Below are 20,906 nucleotides of genomic sequence, written 5' to 3' on the forward strand. Positions count from 1 at the left end.
GCGTGTGTGCTCACTTCGCTTCGTAGGTGGTCTCGATCCACGCACGGCCGATCGTGTGGAAGAACAGGTTGAAGCCCACGAAGGCCGGCGTGGCGGTCTCGTCGACCTCGAGCGGCGCGTCGAGGGCGTGGACGATGAAGAAGTAGCGGTGCGGACCGTGGCCGGCCGGCGGCGCCGCACCCACGAAGCGCGGCTGTCCGGCGTCGTTGCGCACCGTCACAGCACCCTCGGGCAGCAGCCCCTGCTCCGGCGTGCCCGCGCCCGTGGGCAGCTCCGTGACGTCGCCGGGCAGGTTCGCGACGGTCCAGTGCCAGAAGCCGGAACCGGTGGGAGCGTCGGGGTCGAAGCACGTCACGGCGAATGCCCGCGTGCCCTCCGGGAAGCCCGACCAGGACAGCTGCGGAGACAGGTCCTCACCGCCGGGCACGCCCATCGCGCCCGAGGTCTGGGGAGCGGACAGCTCCTGCCCCTCGGCGATGTCGGTGCTGGTGAGCTCGAAGCGGGGCACATCGGCCAGCTTGTGGAACGGGGAGTTCATGTCACGGTTCCTTTCGTGAGGGGTGGGGAGGGAGACCGACCGCGGAGGGCGTCAGGCCCCCTCCGTCTTCCGCTTCCGAGACAACAGGAGCGGGCCGAGTTCGTCAACCTGCAGGCGGCCGGCGAGCACCGCCGAGACCGCCTGCGTGATGGGCAGGTCGACGCCATGGGCCTCGCCGAGGGCCAGCACCGCCGGCGCGGACTTCACGCCCTCGGCCACCTGCTTCGTCTCCGCAGCCGCCTCCTCGACGGTCATGCCCGTGCCGAGCAGCCGCCCGAAGCTCCTGTTCCGGGAGAGGGGGGAGGCGCACGTTGCCACGAGGTCGCCGAGGCCGGCGAGGCCCGACAGCGTGTGCGTCTCCGCCCCCAGTGCGAGTGCGAGCCGGGTGGTCTCGGCCAGCCCGCGCGTGATGATGGAGGCCTTCGAGTTGTCGCCGAGGCCCTGGCCGTCGCACAGCCCCACCGCGAGCGCGATGACGTTCTTCACCGCACCGCCGAGCTCCACGCCCACGACGTCCGTGTTGGTGTAGGGGCGGAAGTAGGAGTTCGCGCTCAGCGCGGCCACCGCCTCGGCGGCAGCGGGGTCGGGGGCGGCCACGACGGTGGCCGTGGGCTGTCCCTCGGCGATCTCGCGGGCGAGGTTGGGGCCCGAGACCACGGCGATGCGGGCGGGGTCGTGGCCGGTCGTCTCGGCGATGACCTCGCTCATGCGCTTGCCCGTGGACACCTCGATGCCCTTCATGAGGCTCACGAGGACGGCCTCGGGCGCGATGGCGTCCCCGAACTCGCGGAGGTTCTCCCGCAGCGACTGCGCGGGCACGGCGAGGACGACGATCTCCGCCCCGGCCAGGGCCTCGCGCGCATCCGCGGTCGCGCGCACGCGCTCGCCGAGTGCCAGTTCGCCGAGGTACGCGCTGTTGGTGCCGTGCCGGTTGATCTCCTCGGCGACCTCCGCGCGGCGCGCCCACAGCGTCACGGGATGCCCCGCATCGGCCACCACTTTGGCGAAGGTGGTCCCCCAGGAGCCGGCGCCGAGCACCGTGGTCCGCGGACTGCTGGCACTGCTGCTCATGGGTTCTCCTGGGTGTCGAGGTCGGTGCGGAAGCGCTCCGGCAGCTCCGTCTCCCGCAGTACGGCGAGCTCGGCGGCGATCGCCGCGGTGATGCGGTCCGCGAAGCGCCGGGTCTGGTGCGGTCCGGAATGGCCCGCGCTCACCGCAGGCGCCGGGGGCTCCAGCGGGCGGCCGATCGAGACCCGCACCGTGGACAGGGGCCGCGGCCGGGGGACCTTCCCGCGCACCGGGAGGACCGGGTCCAGCCCCCAGTGGGCGATGGGCACGACGGGCGCCCCGGACTCGATCGCCAGGCGCGCCGCACCGGTCTTGGCCGGCTGGGGCCAGAGCTCGGGGTCCTTCGTGAGGGTGCCCTGCGGATAGATGACGACGGACTCGCCGGCTTCGAGCGCCTGCTTGCCGTACTGCAGCGAGTCACCGGCATGGGCCGAGGCGCGCAGCACCGGGATCTGGCCCATCGCCTTGAGGAGCCGGCCGAGGGGGCCGATGAAGAGGGAGTCCTTCGCGAGGAAGTGCGGCATGCGCCCGAGGTCCCAGACCGCCAGGCCCACGGTCACGGGATCCAGCCGGGATGCGTGGTAGGGCGCGAAGACGACGGGCCGATCCGGGACGTTCTCCTGCCCGCTCACCCTGGTGGCCGTCAGCAGGCGCATGGCGGCACGGGCGGAGGCCGCGGCGACGGCGGCCGCACGCCGGTGGCCGACGGCGGACTCCGGGGTGAAGACCGGGTACTGGACGGCGCCGGTCATCGGCCGCTCGCGAACTCGATCTGCGCGCCCAGTCCGTCGAGCTTGTGCAGGAAGTGCTCATAACCCCGGCTGATGATGTCGATGCCCTGCACGTGCGAGGTCCCCTCGGCCGCCAGCGCCGCCACGACATGGGAGAAGCCGCCGCGCAGATCCGGGATCACGATGTCCGTGCCCGTGAGCGGGGTGGGTCCGGAGACCACCGCCGAATGCTTGAAGTTCCGGCGGCCGAACCGGCACGGGGTGCCGCCCAGGCACTCGCGGTACAGCTGGATGTTCGCGCCCATGCGGCGCAGCGCATCGGTGAAGCCGAAGCGGTTCTCGTAGACGGTCTCGTGGAGGATCGACACGCCCGAGGCCCGGGTGAGCGCGACGAGGAGCGGCTGCTGCCAGTCCGTCATGAAGCCGGGATGCACGTCCGTCTCGAGCACGATGGAGCTCAGCTCCCCGCCCGGGTGCTGGAAGCGGATGCCGTCCTCGAGGACGTCGAACCTGCCCCCGATCTTCCGGAACACGTTGAGGAACGTGATCATGTCCTGCTGGCGTGCGCCGCGGACGAAGATGTCCCCGCCCGTCGCCAGCGCCGCAGACGCCCAGGAGGCGGACTCGTTGCGGTCCGGCAGGCTGCGGTGGAGGAAGCCCGAGAGCGAGTCCACGCCCTCGATCCTGATGACCCGGGCCGGATCCACCGTGATGGAGGCCCCCATCTTCTGCAGGACCATGACGAGGTCCATGATCTCCGGCTCGGTCGCCGCGTTCTTCAGCTCCGTGACGCCCTCTGCGCGCACGGCGGTCAGCAGCACCTGTTCGGTCGTGCCCACGGACGGGTACGGGAGCTTGATCCTGGTGCCGCGGAGGCGCTGCGGGGCCGCGAGGCGGATGCCGCCCTCGGTCTTGTCCACGACGGCGCCGAACTGGCGCAGGACGTCGAGGTGGAAGTCGATGGGCCGGTCGCCGATCCGGCAGCCGCCCAGATCGGGGATGAACGCCTCGCCGAGCCGGTGCAGCAGCGGACCGCAGAACAGGATGGGGATGCGGGAGGAGCCCGCATGCGCATCGATGTCGACGATCGAGCCCTGCGCCACGTTCGCCGGATCGAGGGTGAGCTCCCCGTCGGCGTGCTCGCCGTCGGGGCCCATGGACACCCGCACGCCGTGCAGTTCGAGCAGGCCTGTGACGATGTCCACATCGCTGATCGCAGGCACGCCGCGAAGGACGGAGGGGGTGTCCCCCAGGAGGGAGGCGACCATCGCCTTGGGCACGAGGTTCTTGGCCCCCCGCACCACCACCGTGCCGGTCAGCGGGACCCCGCCGTGCACGTCGAGCATATCCAGTCCTCCTCAGGCATGTGTCCTCGGCCGCCGGGATCACCGACGGCCGAGGAGAATGCTATCGGATGGGCAGGGTCCGGGGCTTGAAGCCCGGCCGTTCGGCCTCGAAGGCGGTGATCGCCTCCTCGTGCTGCAGGGTCAGCCCGATGTCGTCGAGGCCCTCGAGGAGGCGCCACCGGGTGTAGTCGTCGATCTGGAACGGCACCGTGAGGGTGTCCGCGCGCACGACGCGCTCGACGAGATCGACCGTCACCTCGGTGCCCGGGTGGTTCTCGAGCACCTTCCAGATGAGCTCGATGTCCGGCTGCTCCAGCTGCGCGGCCAGCAGCCCGCCCTTCCCGGCGTTGCCCCGGAAGATGTCGCCGAACCGACTCGAGAGGACGGCGCGGAAGCCGTAGTCGTGCAGCGCCCACACGGCGTGCTCGCGCGAGGACCCGGTGCCGAAGTCCGGGCCGGCGACCAGCACGGAGCCGTTGCGGTAGGCCTCGCGGTTGAGGACGAAGTCGTCCTGCCTGCGCCAGCCGTGGAAGAGTGCGTCCTCGAAGCCCGTCCGGGTCACGCGCTTGAGGAAGACGGCGGGGATGATCTGGTCCGTGTCGACGTTCGAGCGCCGCAGGGGCACGCCTACTCCGGTGTGGACGGACAGCTTCTCCATCTCAGGCCTCCTTCGCAGACGCGTGCGCACCTGCAGTCGTCGTTCCGGTTGCGCGGGCACCGGTGGACACCGTCAGCGGGATGCCCGCGGGCCGGGACCGCGCCCGCTCCGCGGCAGCCGCCTCGGCCGCGCGGGAGGCCTCGACCGCCGCGGGATCGGCCGGCGCCAGGTCCGCCGGCGAGGAGAGGGTGCCGCGGACAGCGGTCGCGGCTGCGACCAGCGGGCTCACGAGGTGCGTGCGCCCGCCCTTGCCCTGCCTGCCCTCGAAGTTGCGGTTCGAGGTCGAGGCGCAGCGCTCTCCCGCGGAGAGCTGGTCCGGGTTCATGCCCAGGCACATCGAGCAGCCGGCGAAGCGCCACTCCGCTCCCGCCGCGCGGAAGACCTCGTCGAGACCCTCCTCCTCGGCCTGGAGGCGGACACGGGCCGAGCCGGGCACCACCATGAAGCGCATGCCCGCGGACTTCGTGCGGCCGCGCAGGACGTCGGCGGCGGCACGGAGATCCTCGATGCGGGAGTTCGTGCACGAACCGAGGAAGACCGTGTCGATGGGGATCTCACGCAGGGGGGTGCCCGGCGTCAGGCCCATGTACGCGAGCGCATTCTCCGCCGCCTCGCGGTCGACCTCGTCCTCGAAGTCCTCGGGTGCGGGCACCGAGGCCGAGAGCGGCAGGCCCTGCCCGGGGTTCGTGCCCCAGGTGACATAGGGCTCGATGTCCTCGGCCCGGAGCACCACCTCGGCGTCGAACTCCGCGCCCTCGTCCGTGCGCAGGGACGACCAGTACTCGACGGCCGCGTCCCAGTCCGCGCCCTCCGGCGCGTGGGCCCGGCCGCGCAGGTACTCGAAGGTCGTCGCGTCGGGGGCGATCATGCCCGCGCGGGCGCCGGCCTCGATCGACATGTTGCAGATGGTCATCCGGGCTTCCATCGACAGCTTCCGGATCGCCTCGCCGCGGTACTCGAGGACGTAGCCCTGCCCGCCGCCGGTGCCGATCTTCGCGATGATCGCGAGGATGATGTCCTTGGCGCTCGAGCCCTCGGGCAGCTCGCCGTCGATCGTGATCGCCATCGTGCGGAACGGCTTGAGGCTCAGCGTCTGGGTGGCGAGGACGTGCTCGACCTCGCTCGTGCCGATGCCGAACGCGAGCGCGCCGAAGGCGCCGTGGGTGGAGGTGTGCGAATCGCCGCAGACCACTGTGGTGCCCGGCTGCGTGAGGCCCAGCTGCGGTCCCACCACGTGGACGATGCCCTGTTCGGCATCGCCGAGGGAGTGCAGCCGGACGCCGAACTCCTCCGCGTTGGAGCGCAGGGTGTCGATCTGCGTCCGCGAGGTGAGGTCCGCGATGGGCTTGTCGATGTCCTGCGTGGGGGTGTTGTGGTCCTCCGTCGCGATCGTGAGATCGGGCCGGCGCACGGGACGGCCGGCGAGCCTGAGCCCCTCGAAGGCCTGGGGGCTGGTCACCTCGTGGACGAGGTGGAGGTCGATGTAGATGAGGTCGGGAGCGCCGTCCTCGCCCCGGCGGACGACGTGGTCCGCCCACACCTTCTCTGCGAGAGTCCTGGCCAACGCGGGCCTCCTGTCGACATGGGATGAGCTGGATTCGGAGTTCGATTCTAGGCGCCGATTCTGCATGTCGGACTTGCATCTCGGAATGCAAGACTTCTACATTGTGAGACATGACATCGAACAGCAGCAGCGGCGTCGGGGTCATCGACAAGGCCGCACTCGTCCTCTCCGCACTGGAGGCCGGACCCGCCTCACTGGCCGAGCTGGTCTCCCTCACCGGCCTGGCCCGGCCCACCGCGCACCGGCTCGCCGTCGCGCTCGAGTACCACCGCTTCGTCAACCGCGACCTGCAGGGCCGGTTCGTCCTCGGCCCGCGCCTGGCCGAGCTCTCCTCCGCCGCCGGTGAGGACCGGCTGCTCGCGGCCGCCGGCCCCGTCCTCGCGCACCTGCGCGACCGCACGGGCGAGAGCGCGCAGCTGTTCCGCCGGCAGGGCGACCTCCGCCTCTGCGTCGCCGCGGCCGAGCGTCCCGTGGGTCTGCGCGACTCGGTGCCCGTGGGGGCGACCCTGTCCATGCGCGCAGGCTCCGCGGCCCAGGTCCTGCTCGCCTGGGAGGAGCCCGACCGTCTGCACACCGGCCTGCGGGGCGCGCGCTTCTCGGCGACCATGCTCTCCGGCGTGCGCCGCCGCGGCTGGGCCCAGTCCATCGCCGAGCGCGAGCGGGGCGTGGCCTCGGTGTCCGCCCCCGTACGCGGGCCGAGCAACCGCGTGGTCGCGGCCGTCTCGATCTCCGGACCCGTGGACCGCCTCACGCGCCAGCCCGGACGCCTCCACGCCGAGAGCGTCATCGAGGCCGCCCGCGTACTTACGGACGCCCTCAACCGCGGCTGAGCACACGGCTGAGAGGCGCCGTCGCAGCCTGCGAGTGGGCGGCTCCACCGCGGTGCGCGCGACCGCGGCTCAGCGACGCCGCGTCCGCCGGATGTGCAAGAGTGTTCCCCGACAGCGCGACCTGCCTCCGAGCAGGACACGCCGCTCACGACCGCAAGCAGGAAGGCAGACCATGTCCGCAGCACCCCCTCCCCCGCCGCCCGTCCCGGGTCAGCCCGGTCCGCACCCGCCCGGTCCGGGCCAGCCGGGCCCGCAGCAGCCCGGGCCGCACCCGCAGCCCGATCAGGGCTACGCCCCCTACGGCCGGCCCGGTCCCGCGCCCGCCTCGCCCGCGGCTGCGAGCCTCGCCGCGGACGGCAAGGGCTTCTTCCGCGCGCTCTTCGACCTGAAGTTCGAGAGCTTCGTCGCCCTGAAGTTCTCGGCCATCATCTACGTGCTCTACATCGCGTACTTCGCCCTCATCTGGCTGGGCTTGATCATCTTCTCGTTCATCCTCATGAGCGAGTCCACCGGCATGGGCGTCACGGTCCTGCTGCTCACTCTGCTCCTGGGCTGGATCCCCGCACTCCTCGGGGTGATCGTCGTCCGCGTCGTCATCGAATTCCTGGTCGCCGGCATCAGAACGGCGATCAACACCGGAAAGCTGGCGGAGCGGCCGTGAGCGCGCAGAGTCCCTACAGCGCGCAGCCCGCAGCCGCCTCACGGCCCGCAGCCGAGCCCGGATTCCTCCGTGCGCTCTTCGACCTGAAGTTCGAGAGCTTCGTGACGATCCGCTTCGCCGCGGTCATCTACGTCCTCTCGATCATCGTCGCGGCGCTCGGATACATCGGCCTCGTGATCACATCCATCGGGATGGCCGCGACCGGCAGCGCCCTCTCGTCCTACGCCTACGGCTACAGCTCCGGGATGGGCGCCATGGGCGTGCTCATGGTCGTCGCGGCCATCCTGCTGGGCTGGATTCCCTCTCTCATCCAGATCGTCTTCACCCGAGTGCTCATCGAGTTCGTCGTGGCGAATGTGCGCACGGCGCAGAACACGCGGAAGCTCGCACAGCGGGCCTGATCCCCGGCTCATCCGCACACGCAGAAGCCCGGCTCCTGAAAGGGAGCCGGGCTTCTGCTTCTCCTCGCGGAGAACCGTACCCCCGAGCAGGTTCGAACTGCCGTTTCCGCCTTGAGAGGGCGGCGTCCTAGGCCACTAGACGACGGGGGCGCATGAGCGGCGGAGCCCCATCGAGAGCCGATGGGCATGCCGTTCGCTGGGGTACCAGGACTCGAACCTAGACTAAGTGAACCAGAATCACTCGTGCTGCCAATTACACCATACCCCAATGGGCGTGCGACGCCTGGGCCGCACAACCCTCCTCCCGAAGGAGAACCGTACCCCCGAGCAGGTTCGAACTGCCGTTTCCGCCTTGAGAGGGCGGCGTCCTGGGCCACTAGACGACGGGGGCCTGCGAGCGTCCTGTCCGGCGCTCACAAGAAGTAGACTCTAGTCGATGGCGCACGGCACCGCCAAACCCGGCGGCAGTGACCTCCCTCACGGGGATGTCGCAGGGCTCAGCAGCATCGACGGTACGGCAGACAGGAGGAAGCGTGAACGCATACTGGACGGTGGGCCGCATCGCCGGCGCCCAGGACCGGCCCCGCCGGAGCGCACCGCGGGAGGTCCGCGTGGGACTCGGCGCCGAGGCCGCGACCGCGTACGAGGACGTCTCCGAGTCCCGCCTCCGGCACGTGATGAGCGGCTTCGGCACGGGCGTCACGGTGGTCACGGGCGCCACCGCCGAGGGACCCGCCGGCTTCACCTGCCAGACGTTCACCTCCCTTTCGCTCACGCCTCCGCTCATCACGGTCAACCCCGCCAGGGACTCGACGAGCTGGCCCCGGATCAGGGCCACGGGACGCTTCTGCGTGAATGTCCTGGGCGCGGGGCACGAACACCTGGCGCGCTCGTTCTCACGCCCCGCCGGCACCGCCGCGGGGAGCGCGGCCCGGTTCGAGGGGGTGGGCCACACGCCCACACCGCTCGGCTCCCCGCGCCTGGACGAGGCACTGGCCTGGGTGGACTGCAGGATCGAGGCGGAGCACGACGGAGGGGACCACACGATCGTCGTGGGCAGGGTCATCGGCACGGGCACAGCGAGCGGCGAGCCTCCCCTGCTCTACTTCCGCGGAGGCTACGGGACCTTCGAACCGCGCTGAGCGCGAACCGCGCTCTCGGGCAGCGTCGCCTGAACCCCGCGGGAGCGGCACTGCTGGGGCGCTCCCGCCGGAACGGATCAAGCCCGACCCCTGGAAGGGACCGGGCTTCACGCACCTCCGTGAGGAGACGTACCCCCGAGCAGGTTCGAACTGCCGTTTCCGCCTTGAGAGGGCGGCGTCCTAGGCCACTAGACGACGGGGGCGAATGAACCGCGTCTCCTGCACACTCCCACCGCGCTCATGCAGGGAGGGGTAGAGCAGAGAAGCTGTCCGCTGGGCTACCAGGACTCGAACCTAGAATGACGGTACCAGAAACCGTTGTGTTGCCAATTACACCATAGCCCAATGCTTCGAGAGTCCGGGAGCCCGTCAGCGCGACTGACCGCAACTCTCCGTTGCCCTCGGCAACGAGAGACAACTATACGCGGCCGCGCAGGACGATGCAAAGCCGGGGCCCCTGCCTGCGGGTGATCTGCACCACCCGCAGGCAGAGGCGCCGGCCGCCCGGCAGCGCCGGCCTCGGGCTCTCAGCCCTGTGCGGCGAGGTGTGCGGCGAGGGCGCGCAGACGAGTGAGCGAGGACTCGCGGCCCAGGATCTCCATCGACTCGAAGAGCGGCGGGGAGATCCGGTGCCCGGAGACGGCCACGCGCAGCGGCCCGTAGGCGAAGCGCGGCTTGATCTCCAGGCCGTCGACGAGCGCGGCCCCCAGCACCTCCTCCAGGCGCGCAGCGGTCCACTCGTCCTCCCCCAGGGGCGCGAGCGCGGCGAGGGAGGCCTCGAGCACCTGCGGGGCGGAGTCCTTGAGAGTCTTCAGCCCGTCCTCGGTGAGCTCGAGCTCGTCATCGGCGACGAAGAGGAACCGGAGGAGGTCCGGGGCCTCACCCAACAGCTTCATGCGAGTCTGGACGAGCGGGGCTGCAGCAGCGAGGATCGACTGCTCGCGCGCGCTCAGGGTCTCACCCACGACCCCGGCCGCCTGCAGATAGGGCACCAGCCGTTCACGGAAGTCGTCCTCGTCCAGCAGGCGGATGTGGTCGGCGTTGATGGCGGTGGCCTTCTTCACGTCGAAGCGCGCGGGGTTGGGATTCACGTCCGCGATGTCGAAGGCGGCCACGAACTCGTCGACGGAGAACACGTCCCGGTCGGGGCCGATCGACCAGCCCAGCAGTGCGAGGTAGTTGATGAGCCCCTCGCGGGTGAAGCCGTTGTCCCGGTGCAGGAAGAGGTTCGACTCGGGATCGCGCTTGGACAGCTTCTTGCTGCCCTCCCCCATGACGTACGGGAGGTGGCCGAAGGCCGGGGTGTGCTGTGCGACGCCCACGGCCTTGAGCGCCTCGTAGAGCACGATCTGGCGAGGGGTGGAGGAGAGGAGGTCCTCTCCCCTGAGCACGTGGGTGATGCCCATGAGCGCATCGTCGACGGGGTTCACGAGCGTGTAGAGCGGCTGACCGTTGGCGCGGACCACCACGAAGTCCGGCACGGAGCCGGCCTTGAAGGTGATGTCCCCGCGCACGAGGTCGGTGAAGGTGACGTCCTCGTCCGGCATGCGCACGCGGAGGACGGGCTCGCGGCCCTCGGCCCTGAGGGCGGCCTTCTGCTCCTCGGTGAGGTCGCGGTCGAAGCCGTCGTAGCCGAGCTTGGGATCGCGGCCGGCCGCACGGTGCCGGGCCTCGACCTCCTCGTTCGTGGAGAAGGACTCGTAGAGGTGTCCTCCGGCGACGAGCTTCTCGATCACCTCGGCGTAGATCTCACCGCGCTCGGACTGGCGGTAGGGACCGTCGGGACCGCCCACCTCGATGCCCTCGTCCCAGTCGAGGCCCAGCCAGCGCATCGCCTCGACCACCTGGGAGAAGCTCTCCTCCGAGTCGCGGGCGGCATCCGTGTCCTCGATGCGGAACACGAAGGTGCCGCCGGTGTGGCGGGCGTACGCCCAGTTGAACAGCGCCGTGCGGACCATGCCCACGTGAGGGGTGCCGGTGGGCGAGGGGCAGAAGCGAACCTTGATGGTCACGGATTTCCTTTCGGAGGTGCGGGAGGATGCGTCGATGGCGCCGGGGACGGGACGGCGGCGGGCCGGGAGGACGGCGGGAGCCGGGGCGGTGGAGCCGGCGGCGCTCAGGCGTCCATCACGGGGTTGGTGAGCACGCCGAGGCCGTCGATGGCGATGGTCACGGAGCTGCCGGCCTCGATCCGGCCCACGCCCGCGGGCGTGCCGGTGAGGATGACATCGCCGGGCAGCAGGGTGATGGTCTCGGTGATGTGCTCGATGAGCGCGGGGATGTCGAAGACGAAGTCCTCCGTGCTGCCGTCCTGCCGCAGCTCGCCGTCGACCCAGCTGCGGATGCGCACGGCCTCGGGGTCGTACTCGGTCTCGATCCACGGGCCCAGCGGGCAGGAGGTGTCGAAGCCCTTGGCGCGCGACCACTGCCGGTCCTGCTGCTGGATGTCGCGCAGCGTCACGTCATTGGCGGCGACGTATCCGAGCACGTGCTCATAGGCCTTCTCCGCGGGCACGCCCTTGGCGACCCGGCCGATCACGACCCCGAGCTCGGCCTCGTAGGAGACGTTCTCGCTGACGGCGGGCAGGCGGACGGGATCGCCGGGACCGATGACGGCGGTGTTGGGCTTGAAGAAGGTGAGCGGGGAGACCGGGACCTCGTTGCCCAGCTCTGCGGCGTGGTCGGCGAAATTGCGACCCACGCCCACCACCTTGGAGCGAGGGATGATGGGAGCGACGAGGCGGACGTCGTCGTACCTGAGCCGCTTCCCCGTCGACTGGGCCGGGGTGAAGAAGGGGTCCGAGTCCAGGACCGCGATCTCGAGGCCGGAGGTGTCGACGGTCCCGTCGGCGGCGATCTCCGGCAGCTCTCCCTCGACGACTCCGTAGGCGGGTGCGTCCTCGTGGACGAATCTGATGATGCGCATGCGGTCAGTCTAATTGTGCGCCGACGGCGCGGCCCGATGCCGGTGTGTGAGGTGCAGCCAGCGCTCCGCGGACAGCGCATCCGGGGAACGCGGCGAGGGGTGCGAGAGACTGGGGCGGTGACTCGACGCCCTCCCCTCGCCCCGCACCGCTTCGCCCCGGATCGCATCGCCTCCGGTCTGCCCGCCGCCGCGCTCGTCCCGCAGATGCGGGAGCTCGCGGAGCAGACTGCCGCGGGCGGCGGCCTGCGCGCCGTGATCGAGGCGCCTCCCGGCACCGGCAAGACCACCGTGGTGCCGCCCGCCCTCGCCGTGGTGCTGGCGGACGGCACAGCTCCCGCCGATCCCGCCGCCGAGGCGCCCTCCCTCGCCGGCCGCATCGTCGTCACCCAGCCCCGCAGGATGGCCGCGCGGGCGGCCGCGCACCGGCTCGCACAGCTGACGGGCCTCACGGTCGGCGAGGAGGTGGGCTTCACCGTCCGCGGCGAGGCGAGGACCGGCCGGCGCACCCGCATCGAATTCGTCACGACGGGCGTCCTGCTGCGCAGGCTGCTGCGGGACCCCGAGCTCGCCGGGGTGCAGGGCGTCGTCCTCGACGAGGTCCACGAGCGCAGCCTCGACACGGACCTGGCCTTCGGCATGCTGCGCGAGCTCGCGGACCTCCGAGACGACCTCTCGCTGCTCGCGATGTCCGCCACCCTGGACGCCGGGCAGTGGGCGCGGCTGCTCGGCGAGGACGGGGAACCGGCACCCGTGCTCGGCGTCGAGGCCCGCACGCATCCCCTCACCGTCCGCTGGGCGCCACCGGCGCAGCGGCCGCTGGACGCCCGCGGCGTGCGGCCCGATTTCCTCCTCCACATAGCCGAGACCGTCAGGCACGCGGCGGAGGAGGCGGGTGCCGAAGCGGAGGCGAAGGCACGTGAGCCCGCCCCGCCCGCCGACATCCTCGTCTTCGCCCCCGGCCGGCGGGAGGTCGAACGCCTCGCGACCCTCATCCGTGAGCGAGTTCCGGCACAGGTGCATACGCTCACCGGCTCCACGCCCCTGCGAGAGCAGCAGCGGATCCTCGCACCCGATGGCGATGCGCGGGACGGCGAGACCGGCCGCGGAGTCGGCGAGCGCCGGATCGTCATCGCCACCTCGGTCGCGGAGTCCGCGCTCACGGTCCCCGGTGTGCGGATCGTCGTGGACTCGTGCCTGGCCCGCCTCCCCCATTTCGACACCGGACGGGGGATGGGCGGGCTCACGACGGTGCGCGAGTCCAAGGCCGCCGGCGGGCAGCGCGCCGGCCGGGCCGCCCGCGAGGCGCCCGGCACCGTATGGCGCTGCTGCGCGGAATCGGACTGGGCCGCGTTCCCCGCGCACACTCCCCCGGAGGTCCGGACAGCCGATCTCACCTCCGCCGTCCTCGACCTCGCCGTCTGGGGTTCCCCCGGCGGTGCGGGGCTCGCGCTGCCGACTCCCCTGCCCGAACGCGGCCTGGCCGCCGCTGCACGCACCCTGGCCGGCCTCGGCGCGCTCGAGGACGGCCGGCCGCAGGCGCGGGCGACGGAGCTGGGCCGCCGCCTGGCACAGGTGCCGGCCGATCCCCGCACGGCGCGGGGCCTCCTGCTGGCCGCGGAACTCATCGGTGCGCGCGCTGCGGCCGAGTGCGCCGCCCTGCTCACCTCCGAGGTCCGCGCCGAGGACGGCGATCTCGCCGGGACGCTGCGGCAGGCGCGCCGGGGCCGCGCTCCGGCGGGCTGGGAGGCCGAGGTCACGCGGCTCGCCCGCATCGCGGGCTCTGCGGACACGACCGGCGCCGGTTCCGCAGGCGCATCGCCCGGTGCCGGGCCCGGCCCGGCGTCTCCGTCCGAGCCCGCCCCGCCCTTCGACCCGGCCTCGCTGCGCACCGCGGAGGACAGGCTCGGGCTGTTCCTCGCACTCAGCCGGCCGGACCTCCTCGCCCGGCGGCGCACGGGCGCCGACGGGTATCTGCTCGCCTCGGGCACTGGCGTGGAGCTGCCGCGCGGCTCCCGGCTGGCCGGTGAGGAGTGGATCGCCGTCGCCGAGGTGGGCCTCGCGGGCCAGCGTCCGCTCCTCCGCGCGGGCGTGGGGATCGACGAGGCGCTCGCCCGGTGGGCGGCCTCCCATCTGCTCACCACCGTGGAAGAGGCAGACTGGGCGGAGGCCGGCACGTCTCTGCGTGCCCGCAGAGTGGAGCGCCTGGGTGCGATCGTGCTGTCCTCGACGCCTGTGCCGGTGCGGCCGGAGGCGGCGAGAGACGCGCTCGCACGCAGGCTCGCGCAGGCGTTTGCCGCGCTGAGTGCGGGCACCGAGGCGGAGCAGGCGCTCGCCGGGCTCGCGACGTCGGAAGAGATCGGCTCCTTCGCGCAGCTGCGCGGACGGCTGGGCCTGCTGCGTGCGGCCTTCGGCGACCCCTGGCCGGAGGTGAGCGCCGAGGCGCTGTTCCCGGGCGCGGGCCGGGCAGGCAGGGAGACGAGCGCGAATGCGGCGGGCACGGCCTCGGCGGGCGGGAGCACCGCACACTCACCGGAGGTGCCTGCGGCAGGTCCCGGTGCGGCCGTCCCGGACTGGCTGGCGGCCGAGGCCGACCGCGCCGCCCGGGCGCTCGCGAGCGGAGAGCGCACTCCCCGCCTGTGCCTGCACACCGCACTGCAGGCGCTGCTGCCCTGGCCCGAGGCCGCGCGGCTCGATGAGCTCGCGCCCGTCCGGGTGCGCGTGCCCTCGGGTTCGGAGGTCCGTGTGCGCTACCCCTCGCCGGAGGCCGGCGGTCCCCCGGTGCTCGCGGTCAAGCTGCAGGAGATGTTCGGGGCCGAGGCCGGTCCCGCCGTGGCGGAGGGCCGGATCCCCGTGCTCCTCCATCTCCTCTCCCCGGCGCAGCGCCCGCTCGCGGTGACTGCGGACCTCTCCGCGTTCTGGTCCGGTGCCTATGCGCATGTGCGCGCGGAGAACCGCGCGAAGTACCTCAAGCACCCGTGGCCGGAGGACCCGCGCACGGCGGAGCCGACCCGGTTCACGAAGAACCGGGCGGCACGGGAGGGACGGGGATAGGGCTCTGCACGAGCGGCCTCCGGCTCATTCCAGGGCGAGCACCTGAACTTCCCGTTCGAGCCCGGTCAGGTCGGCCCCGTCGAGCGTCAGCAGCGGAAGGCTGTGCGCCGCCGCAGTCGCCGCGATCATGCGGTCGTTGGCGTGGGCTCGCACACCGCCGCCCCTGGCTGCCACCGCCTGCACGATCCTGCCGTAGATCATGGCTGCCTCATCATCGAATGCGAGCCCTTCGCCGAACAGCGCATTGACTTCTTCAAGAGTCTGATAGCGCTCCATCGCAGACTCCGGGGTCCTGGCGCAGGCAATGCCCATCCGCAATTCCGCGTAGGTGATCGAGGAGACCACAAGCCGCTCAAATCCGGACAGCTCGAACCGACGCCCCTCATCCAGCAGCGCGATGACGACAGAAGTGTCCAGAAGGGCCGAGCCCAGGGTCACGCCCACGGATCACGAGCACTTTCGCTCTCGCGGGCCGCATTCAGCTCACCGAGCCAGCCGCTGTCCCGATGCGTCCTGCGCAGCCGCCGCATGAGCTCGGCCCCGGAGATTCCCGCTGCTTCCCGGTGTGGAACGAGATCGGCGACAGGGCGCCTGTGATTGGTCACCACGAAGCTCTCACCGGCCTCCACCGCACTCAGAACTTCAGTGGGATTCTGCCGCAGCCTGCCGATGGGAACCGTGCGAGTCATGAAACAATATTATCATCAAAGTAGACAAATATCTACATTCACCGTCCGCGCTACGGTGATGACCAGAGCCGCTGCGCCGGCAGCGCCCACGCGGGAGGCGGCTCAGGCCGCGGTCGCACGCGCGAGGAAGTCCCAGAGCGACTGCGCGGGCGGCGACAGCGGCACGGCGGAGCGCACGAGGGCGATCTCCCGCGACCACCCCTCGCCGCGCGCGGGCCCACCGGCCAGCGGCACCTCCGCCGTGCCGCGCAGGGGCCTCGACAGCGCGGGCAGCAGTGCGACGCCCATCCCCAGAGCCACGAGCTCGCGGATCGCGGCGAACTCCGCCGCCTCGACGTCCACCCTCGGGGCGAAGCCCGCGCCCGCACACCACGCGTCCGTGAGGCGCCGCAGGTGGTAGGAGCGCGGAGTGCCGATGAACTGCGAGCCGGCCAGCTCCTCGAGCCGCACGGAGTCCTCCCGCGCGCAGGGGTGGGCCTCGGGCAGCACCGCGACGATCCGCTGGCTCCCCACCACCCGATGCTCGAGCGCACCCTGCTCCTCGCCTGCGGGTGCGGGGATGGTGAGCGCGAGATCGAGCCTGCCCGCCCGCAGGTCGGCGAAGAGTGCGGCACCGTGACCCTGCCGCAGCTCCAGCCTGATCCCGGGGTGCCCGCGACGGAAGGCGGCGAGCAGCTCCGGCGCCCGCCCCTGCCCCATCGTCAGCGGAAAGCCGAAGCGCACCCGCCCGCCTGCGGGATCCGCCTCACCGGCCGTCGCGGCCACGGCGCGCTCCAGGCCCGTCAGCGGGCCCCGCACGGCCTCGGCGAGCTCGCGTGCGCGCGGTGTGAGAGCCGCCCGGCGCCCCGTCCGCACCAGCAGCGCGAGCCCCAGCAGATCCTCCAGCGCACGGATCCGCCGACTGAGGGTGGACTGCGGGATCCCCAGCGAGCGGGCGGCCTCCGTGACGAAGCCGTCCTGCTCGTCGATCTCGAGCAGCGCGCGCAGCTCCGGGGCGAGACGCGTCATCCATTCATCCATATACGGATGATATCGGCGCAAATCATCATTGGACGGATGAGTGCGGGCATCGGCACGATGGGGGCACCCGCATCCACCGCGGGCCGCCCTGCGGTCCGCTCATCGCAGGAGGACCCCATGACCCGGACCATCGCCGTCACCGGAGCCGCCGGCAGCATCGCCTACAGCCTCCTCTTCCGCCTCGCGGCCGAGGCCTCGGCGGAGGGCGAGCGCATCCGGCTGCGACTGCTGGAGATCCCCGCCGCGGTCGAACGCCTCGAAGGCGTGCGCATGGAGCTCGAGGACTGCGCATTCCCGGCCCTCGAGGAGATCGCATACACGGCGGACCCGGAGGAGGCGTTCGCCGGAGTCGACGCCGCATTCCTGGTGGGCTCCGCGCCCCGCAGGCCGGGCATGGACCGCGCGGATCTGCTGGAGGCCAACGGCCGGATCTTCGCCGAGCAGGGCAGGGCGCTGGGAGCGGGCGCGCAGCCGGACGCGCGGGTCGTGGTGGTGGGCAATCCCGCGAACACCAATGCCCTCATCGCCGCCGAGCACGCGCAGCGCGCACCCCGCACCGATGGCGGCGTCCTCTCCGCGGACCGCTTCACCGCTCTCACCCGGCTGGACCACAACCGGGCGCTCGCCCAGCTCGCGGCGCGGACGGGCGCATCGGTGGAGAGCATCGAACGGCTGGCGATCTGGGGCAATCACTCGAACACGCAGTTCCCGGACCTGGGCGGTGCGGCCGTCGCCGGTGAGCCCGCCATGCAGGTCCTCGCCCGGGTGTGCGGAGGCCCGGACGCCGCCGAGGCCTGGGTCGCAGGGGACTTCATCCCCACAGTGGCCGGGCGGGGAGGTGCGGTGATCGAGGCCCGAGGCGCCTCCTCGGCGGCGTCTGCGGCCTCGGCGGCACTCGATCATCTGAGGGACTGGACGCACGGCACGAGGGGGCGCTGGGTGTCGATGGCCGTCCGCTCACACGGGGAGTACGGAGTGCCCGCAGGGCTCATCAGCTCCTTCCCCTGCGTCGTGGACGCAGACGGCTCCGCCCGCATCGTCGAAGGGCTCGAACTCACCGGCGAGCAGCGGTCGCGCATCGACGCCTCCGCCGCGGAGCTCGAGGAGGAGCGGCAGACGGCCGACCACCTGGGGTTCCTGTGAGATGAGGAGTGCCGGAGCCTAGGCCTCTCCCCCGCCGCTGGGATGCGCCTGGTCAATGCGCTCGCCGCTCGGACCATCGGGCGCGCACTCGCGGAAGCGACGCCGGCCGCGGGCGGGCAATCCTTGGACGAGGCGCTTGAGCTCGGGCGCCGGCTCCCACGCCTCGCCCGCCGATCCCGGCACCGCCTCACTGGAGCGAGCCCTCCGCTGCATCATCACGGAATGGAGCAAACCGCAGACGCCCCGATCTGATCGGCGGTGCGGCCCCGGCAGACCCTCACCGCACCTCGGCGTCGTCCACGCCCGGTTCTGCGGCCCACGTGGCCTGGCCAGGATTGAGGACGCTCATCTCCGCGACGACGCCGATCCGGCCGGCCTCGGCCGCCCTGAAATTGCAGCTCAGCCCGTCGCCGAACGAGGCCGGCGTCCGAGTGAAGACATAGGTGGTGCGGGGGCCCGCCCCGTCCTCGTCCATGCTCCAGGCTGCGGACAGTCCGCTCAGATAGGTCACGGGCCGGTCGAAGGTGACGACGACCTGGAGGGAGGCGCCAGCAGGGGGAGTCGCCTACGGATCGGCGCGATAGCTGATCTGCGCGGAGAACGTCACCGCATGTTCCCCCGAGGCGGGGTCCAGGCGCACGAAAGTGGTGTCGGCCGCGGTGTCCCAGTAGTAGTTCGCCAGGCTGTTGGGGACGAGGGTCTGCGGCGGCCCGGAGGCCGAAGCGACCGGGGCCGCCGTCGCGAGCGCGATGACCGGCACGCTCCAGGCGGCCGAGTGGAGGATGCGGCGGCGGGCGGGAGCTCCCGATTCCGGCGAGGAGCTGCTGGCGGAGTGATCTTCGAACATCGGGAGAGCCTTTCGCTTCGGCGCCTGGATCCAGGAGATTACCGTCAGGTAACTTAGCGCCGTCCGCAGGCCCTGGCACGCATGAGTGTGCGAGATCACCGCCTTCTCCCCGCCGCTCCCAGCAACAGTCCCGCCACGACCACCCACACGACCAGCGGTGCCAGCACCCAGCCCATGTGATCGAGGACCACCGTCGGCACCCAGGAACCCGCATCGGAACTCCCCTCGACGGCGTCGTTGAATGGCTCGCTGCCCGTCTGGAGCCGACCGGTCCGGATGGCTTCCATCGCGACCACCGCAACGATGAATGCGGCGGCGAACATCGAGACGATGAGTGCACCTGTGCGTACTCGCATCTTCAGTTCCTCTCTCACAGCTGATCTGGCACTGTCAGTCTCGCCAGCGCGGGCAGGCCTCGGCAGGGCTCGTGAGTCACACGCCTCGTGCCCAGATGTCATGTCCCCTCCGGGCAGCTGTCATCCCTCATCCGGCTCCGCGCCTCACAGCGCGCGATATCCGTGGAAATGAGGATGTGCGAGATCGCCGATGCTCCTAGCCTGGTGCGGTGCCGAAGAGCTCGGCACCGCGCGATGCCGCCGCACGATGAGGAGCCGCCCATGAATCTCGACCTCTACGTCGCCGCGCTCCAGGTCGTGCCGATGATCTTCGTGGCGCTCTTCCTCAGCGGGCGGGCCGCGGGTGGGCGGGCTGCCCGTCGCAGCGACGAACCCGCTCGTCCATCGGTCTTCCAGCACGTGTTCCAGGCGGCCATCATCACCCTCGGGCTGCTCGCCTTCTGCATCTCCATTTTCGTCATCGGCTCTCAGCTGGAACCGCCAGGGTGGACAGGAAGCATCGTGGCCGCGGCCCTGGCCTGCGCAATGGCGGCGCTCGCAGCTGAGGCCTTCACTGCCATCGGGGTCGGGTCTCAGAGAACCGTGCAGGCGGAATCAGCCGAAATAGGCGAGACCCGCCCTTTCGGCGCGAACTGCGGGGAGGAGGCCGTACCGGCCTGCGAGTGCGACCGCATGCGCACGATTGTCCGCACCCAGCTTCCTGCGCAGGCTTCGGAGATGAGATCGCACCGTCGACTCCTCGATGAAGAGCGTCTGAGCGATCGCGCTGTCCGAGGCCCCGTCCGCGACCAGGCCGATCACTTCGCTCTCACGGGCTGTGAGACTCTCGGCCCCGCCGGCTGCGGCCAGTCTCCGTGCGATGAGATTCCGTGAGAGGTAGGTGCCGGGGACGCTCACCGCGTGGAAGGCGCTCAGCAGCTCCGGGACGTCCAGCGGCATGCCGATCAGCGCGGCGGCGAACCCGCCCGCACCGTCAGGCACGTCCTCGGGCCGCGCCGCGGCGAGGATCAGCGGAGGCAGATTCGCCGCGCCCAGCGCCGACAGCTCGTCGAGCGCCGCCCGGGAGCCGTCCGCATCGATCAGAAGCGCCGCCGCCTCGGGTGGGATCCGCTCGCACGAATCGGCCGCAGCCACCTCCGCACCGAGGCCCGTGGCCGCAAGCGCCGCACGATCCCATGCGTACGCCTGCGGCCACGGGCCGAGAACCACGAGCTTTCGCATACCCGCGATCAGCGGCGCGGCTCCCACTTGAAGAAGACCTTGGCCGCGAGGAAGGCGATCGCCGTCCACACCAGGGTGATGAGCATCGGGATGGCCGCATCCGCCCATTCGATGCCGCGCCACGCCCCGAGCGCCAGCTCCACCGCAGCTCCACCGGGAAGGGCGAGCTTCAGACCCGTCAGCGTCTCGGTTCCGGTGACCATGACCCAGGTCGCAATTCCGATGAGCCCCATCGCAACAGGTATCGTCGTCACCTGAGCGCTGTCCGCGCTCTTCGTGAACCCCGCGGTGGCAAGCGCGAATCCGACGTACAGGGCGAGCACCAGGATTCCCACGACGACAGTGAGCAGGATGTTCGCAGGGGGAGTCTGCAGAACCGCGAAGACGGCCAGAACTCCGACAGCTTCGATCACCGCGAGCAGGACAAGGGTGGATACCAGCCCCAGAACGATCCCGGCGTCGGATTCGGCAGTGCACCTGAGGCGCTTGAGGAAGAGGTTCTGCCGCCGTGAGGCCAGAGCCGTCACTGCGGCCCCGTACACCACGAAGGCCCCCATGATGAACGGGATCATCGCGGCAACCGGCGAGATGTCCACGTCCCCGATCTGCCAGTAGAGGAACCCGGCCATCCCCAAGGGCATCACTGTTGACATGATGATGACGAGTGGATCGCGAAGCATCTGAATGGCCTCGTATTTCGCGATGGTGAGCATG

22 protein-coding genes and 5 tRNA genes are annotated in these 20,906 nt (G+C 71.3%); 6 read left to right on the plus strand and 21 right to left on the minus strand.

Features of this window, described 5'->3' with window-relative positions; all coding sequences use genetic code 11:
* Window positions 1-10: 10 nt before the first annotated feature.
* The 6 genes from K318_RS0114195 to leuC form a co-directional block, all read right to left on the minus strand.
* A complete protein-coding gene (locus K318_RS0114195) occupies window positions 11-538 on the minus strand; it encodes a YbhB/YbcL family Raf kinase inhibitor-like protein (RefSeq protein WP_029089968.1) in 528 nt (175 codons plus the stop codon).
* Between the two features lie 51 nt (window positions 539-589).
* Window positions 590-1,609 (minus strand): NAD(P)H-dependent glycerol-3-phosphate dehydrogenase, encoded by a 1,020-nt coding sequence (locus tag K318_RS0114200; protein ID WP_029089969.1) that lies wholly within the window; start codon window positions 1,607-1,609, stop codon window positions 590-592.
* Window positions 1,606-2,358 (minus strand): lysophospholipid acyltransferase family protein, encoded by a 753-nt coding sequence (locus tag K318_RS25765; RefSeq protein WP_051298049.1) that lies wholly within the window; start codon window positions 2,356-2,358, stop codon window positions 1,606-1,608. Before K318_RS25765 ends, K318_RS0114200 begins: the two co-directional genes overlap by 4 nt.
* Entirely contained in the window at window positions 2,355-3,683 is a 1,329-nt protein-coding gene (gene murA, locus K318_RS0114210) for a UDP-N-acetylglucosamine 1-carboxyvinyltransferase (RefSeq protein WP_029089970.1), read from the minus strand. Before murA ends, K318_RS25765 begins: the two co-directional genes overlap by 4 nt.
* Before the next feature lie 61 nt (window positions 3,684-3,744).
* Window positions 3,745-4,341, minus strand: coding sequence for a 3-isopropylmalate dehydratase small subunit (gene leuD / locus K318_RS0114215; protein WP_029089971.1), 597 nt, complete (start codon window positions 4,339-4,341; stop codon window positions 3,745-3,747).
* A gap of 1 nt (window position 4,342) precedes the next feature.
* On the minus strand, window positions 4,343-5,905 hold the full coding sequence (gene leuC / locus K318_RS0114220) for a 3-isopropylmalate dehydratase large subunit (RefSeq protein ID WP_029089972.1): 1,563 nt from the start codon (window positions 5,903-5,905) through the stop codon (window positions 4,343-4,345).
* Between the two features lie 110 nt (window positions 5,906-6,015).
* On the opposite strand from leuC, the gene K318_RS0114225 reads away from it, so the two are divergent.
* The 3 genes from K318_RS0114225 to K318_RS0114240 all read left to right on the plus strand — a co-directional run bounded on the left by K318_RS0114225 (window position 6,016) and on the right by K318_RS0114240 (window position 7,797).
* The gene (locus K318_RS0114225; protein WP_029089973.1) at window positions 6,016-6,735 is read left to right on the plus strand and encodes an IclR family transcriptional regulator; all 720 of its coding nucleotides are present in this window, start codon (window positions 6,016-6,018) and stop codon (window positions 6,733-6,735) included.
* A gap of 172 nt (window positions 6,736-6,907) precedes the next feature.
* Window positions 6,908-7,396 (plus strand): DUF4282 domain-containing protein, encoded by a 489-nt coding sequence (locus tag K318_RS22155; protein WP_051298050.1) that lies wholly within the window; start codon window positions 6,908-6,910, stop codon window positions 7,394-7,396.
* On the plus strand, window positions 7,393-7,797 hold the full coding sequence (locus K318_RS0114240; protein ID WP_029089974.1) for a DUF4282 domain-containing protein: 405 nt from the start codon (window positions 7,393-7,395) through the stop codon (window positions 7,795-7,797). Before K318_RS22155 ends, K318_RS0114240 begins: the two co-directional genes overlap by 4 nt.
* A 77-nt stretch (window positions 7,798-7,874) precedes the next feature.
* On the opposite strand, the gene K318_RS0114245 is transcribed toward K318_RS0114240, so the two are convergent.
* From K318_RS0114245 to K318_RS0114255, 3 genes are all read right to left on the minus strand, one after another.
* Window positions 7,875-7,947 (minus strand) — tRNA-Glu (locus K318_RS0114245).
* A 46-nt stretch (window positions 7,948-7,993) separates the two neighbouring features.
* Window positions 7,994-8,065: transfer RNA gene (locus K318_RS0114250), tRNA-Gln, on the minus strand.
* 50 nt (window positions 8,066-8,115) lie between these two features.
* A tRNA-Glu gene (locus K318_RS0114255) sits at window positions 8,116-8,188 on the minus strand.
* A gap of 142 nt (window positions 8,189-8,330) precedes the next feature.
* On the opposite strand from K318_RS0114255, the gene K318_RS0114260 reads away from it, so the two are divergent.
* Window positions 8,331-8,939 carry a flavin reductase family protein gene (locus tag K318_RS0114260; RefSeq protein ID WP_245579919.1) on the plus strand — a complete coding sequence of 203 codons (609 nt, stop codon included), beginning with the start codon at window positions 8,331-8,333 and terminating at the stop codon, window positions 8,937-8,939.
* A gap of 130 nt (window positions 8,940-9,069) precedes the next feature.
* Here the strand turns inward: K318_RS0114260 and K318_RS0114265 are convergent.
* The 4 genes from K318_RS0114265 to K318_RS0114280 form a co-directional block, all read right to left on the minus strand.
* Window positions 9,070-9,142, minus strand: a tRNA-Glu gene (locus K318_RS0114265).
* A 70-nt stretch (window positions 9,143-9,212) separates the two neighbouring features.
* Window positions 9,213-9,284 (minus strand) — tRNA-Gln (locus tag K318_RS0114270).
* A 182-nt stretch (window positions 9,285-9,466) separates the two neighbouring features.
* Window positions 9,467-10,951, minus strand: a complete 1,485-nt coding sequence (gene gltX, locus K318_RS0114275) for a glutamate--tRNA ligase (protein ID WP_029089976.1) — start codon at window positions 10,949-10,951, stop codon at window positions 9,467-9,469.
* A 104-nt stretch (window positions 10,952-11,055) separates the two neighbouring features.
* Entirely contained in the window at window positions 11,056-11,865 is an 810-nt protein-coding gene (locus tag K318_RS0114280; RefSeq protein ID WP_029089977.1) for a fumarylacetoacetate hydrolase family protein, read from the minus strand.
* A 117-nt stretch (window positions 11,866-11,982) separates the two neighbouring features.
* Here K318_RS0114280 and K318_RS0114285 point away from each other — a divergent pair, with 117 nt between their 5' ends.
* Window positions 11,983-14,916, plus strand: coding sequence for an ATP-dependent RNA helicase (locus K318_RS0114285; protein ID WP_029089978.1), 2,934 nt, complete (start codon window positions 11,983-11,985; stop codon window positions 14,914-14,916).
* Between the two features lie 24 nt (window positions 14,917-14,940).
* Here the strand turns inward: K318_RS0114285 and K318_RS0114290 are convergent, their stop codons facing one another.
* The 3 genes from K318_RS0114290 to K318_RS0114300 all read right to left on the minus strand — a co-directional run bounded on the left by K318_RS0114290 (window position 14,941) and on the right by K318_RS0114300 (window position 16,625).
* Complete coding sequence (locus K318_RS0114290; RefSeq protein ID WP_051298051.1) at window positions 14,941-15,360, minus strand: PIN domain-containing protein; 420 nt, start codon at window positions 15,358-15,360, stop codon at window positions 14,941-14,943.
* Window positions 15,351-15,605, minus strand: a complete 255-nt coding sequence (locus tag K318_RS22160; protein ID WP_035282117.1) for a type II toxin-antitoxin system Phd/YefM family antitoxin — start codon at window positions 15,603-15,605, stop codon at window positions 15,351-15,353. Before K318_RS22160 ends, K318_RS0114290 begins: the two co-directional genes overlap by 10 nt.
* A 102-nt stretch (window positions 15,606-15,707) precedes the next feature.
* Complete coding sequence (locus K318_RS0114300; protein ID WP_029089980.1) at window positions 15,708-16,625, minus strand: LysR substrate-binding domain-containing protein; 918 nt, start codon at window positions 16,623-16,625, stop codon at window positions 15,708-15,710.
* A gap of 117 nt (window positions 16,626-16,742) precedes the next feature.
* Here K318_RS0114300 and K318_RS0114305 point away from each other — a divergent pair, with 117 nt between their 5' ends.
* Window positions 16,743-17,768 (plus strand): malate dehydrogenase, encoded by a 1,026-nt coding sequence (locus K318_RS0114305; RefSeq protein WP_029089981.1) that lies wholly within the window; start codon window positions 16,743-16,745, stop codon window positions 17,766-17,768.
* Between the two features lie 277 nt (window positions 17,769-18,045).
* On the opposite strand, the gene K318_RS0114310 is transcribed toward K318_RS0114305, so the two are convergent.
* The 5 genes from K318_RS0114310 to K318_RS0114335 form a co-directional block, all read right to left on the minus strand.
* The gene (locus K318_RS0114310) at window positions 18,046-18,279 is read right to left on the minus strand and encodes a hypothetical protein (RefSeq protein WP_156914033.1); all 234 of its coding nucleotides are present in this window, start codon (window positions 18,277-18,279) and stop codon (window positions 18,046-18,048) included.
* Between the two features lie 54 nt (window positions 18,280-18,333).
* Window positions 18,334-18,615: a hypothetical protein gene (locus K318_RS0114315; RefSeq protein WP_029089983.1), complete on the minus strand. Its 282-nt coding sequence runs from the start codon at window positions 18,613-18,615 to the stop codon at window positions 18,334-18,336.
* A 95-nt stretch (window positions 18,616-18,710) separates the two neighbouring features.
* Window positions 18,711-18,971: a hypothetical protein gene (locus tag K318_RS0114320; protein ID WP_029089984.1), complete on the minus strand. Its 261-nt coding sequence runs from the start codon at window positions 18,969-18,971 to the stop codon at window positions 18,711-18,713.
* 594 nt (window positions 18,972-19,565) lie between these two features.
* Window positions 19,566-20,192 (minus strand): helix-turn-helix transcriptional regulator, encoded by a 627-nt coding sequence (locus tag K318_RS23895; RefSeq protein WP_084500405.1) that lies wholly within the window; start codon window positions 20,190-20,192, stop codon window positions 19,566-19,568.
* A gap of 8 nt (window positions 20,193-20,200) precedes the next feature.
* The gene (locus K318_RS0114335) at window positions 20,201-20,905 is read right to left on the minus strand and encodes an ABC transporter permease (RefSeq protein WP_029089985.1); all 705 of its coding nucleotides are present in this window, start codon (window positions 20,903-20,905) and stop codon (window positions 20,201-20,203) included.
* Window position 20,906: the final 1 nt, after the last annotated feature.

The organism is Brevibacterium album DSM 18261, from assembly GCF_000426445.1.
GTDB lineage: Bacteria > Actinomycetota > Actinomycetes > Actinomycetales > Brevibacteriaceae > Brevibacterium > Brevibacterium album.

Bases quoted from the DNA above. Each gene is read 5' to 3' on its own strand.
- K318_RS22155 (WP_051298050.1), top strand. From the start codon at position 6,908: ATGTCCGCAGCACCCCCTCCCCCGCCGCCCGTCCCGGGTCAGCCCGGT.
- K318_RS0114315 (WP_029089983.1), bottom strand. From the start codon at position 18,615: ATGTTCGAAGATCACTCCGCCAGCAGCTCCTCGCCGGAATCGGGAGCT.
- K318_RS0114280 (WP_029089977.1), bottom strand. From the start codon at position 11,865: ATGCGCATCATCAGATTCGTCCACGAGGACGCACCCGCCTACGGAGTC.
- K318_RS0114320 (WP_029089984.1), bottom strand. From the start codon at position 18,971: ATGCGAGTACGCACAGGTGCACTCATCGTCTCGATGTTCGCCGCCGCA.
- K318_RS0114305 (WP_029089981.1), top strand. From the start codon at position 16,743: ATGACCCGGACCATCGCCGTCACCGGAGCCGCCGGCAGCATCGCCTAC.
- K318_RS23895 (WP_084500405.1), bottom strand. From the start codon at position 20,192: ATGCGAAAGCTCGTGGTTCTCGGCCCGTGGCCGCAGGCGTACGCATGG.
- K318_RS22160 (WP_035282117.1), bottom strand. From the start codon at position 15,605: ATGACTCGCACGGTTCCCATCGGCAGGCTGCGGCAGAATCCCACTGAA.
- K318_RS0114195 (WP_029089968.1), bottom strand. From the start codon at position 538: ATGAACTCCCCGTTCCACAAGCTGGCCGATGTGCCCCGCTTCGAGCTC.
- leuD (WP_029089971.1), bottom strand. From the start codon at position 4,341: ATGGAGAAGCTGTCCGTCCACACCGGAGTAGGCGTGCCCCTGCGGCGC.
- K318_RS0114225 (WP_029089973.1), top strand. From the start codon at position 6,016: ATGACATCGAACAGCAGCAGCGGCGTCGGGGTCATCGACAAGGCCGCA.
- K318_RS0114335 (WP_029089985.1), bottom strand. From the start codon at position 20,905: ATGCTCACCATCGCGAAATACGAGGCCATTCAGATGCTTCGCGATCCA.
- K318_RS0114300 (WP_029089980.1), bottom strand. From the start codon at position 16,625: ATGGATGAATGGATGACGCGTCTCGCCCCGGAGCTGCGCGCGCTGCTC.
- murA (WP_029089970.1), bottom strand. From the start codon at position 3,683: ATGCTCGACGTGCACGGCGGGGTCCCGCTGACCGGCACGGTGGTGGTG.
- K318_RS25765 (WP_051298049.1), bottom strand. From the start codon at position 2,358: ATGACCGGCGCCGTCCAGTACCCGGTCTTCACCCCGGAGTCCGCCGTC.
- K318_RS0114200 (WP_029089969.1), bottom strand. From the start codon at position 1,609: ATGAGCAGCAGTGCCAGCAGTCCGCGGACCACGGTGCTCGGCGCCGGC.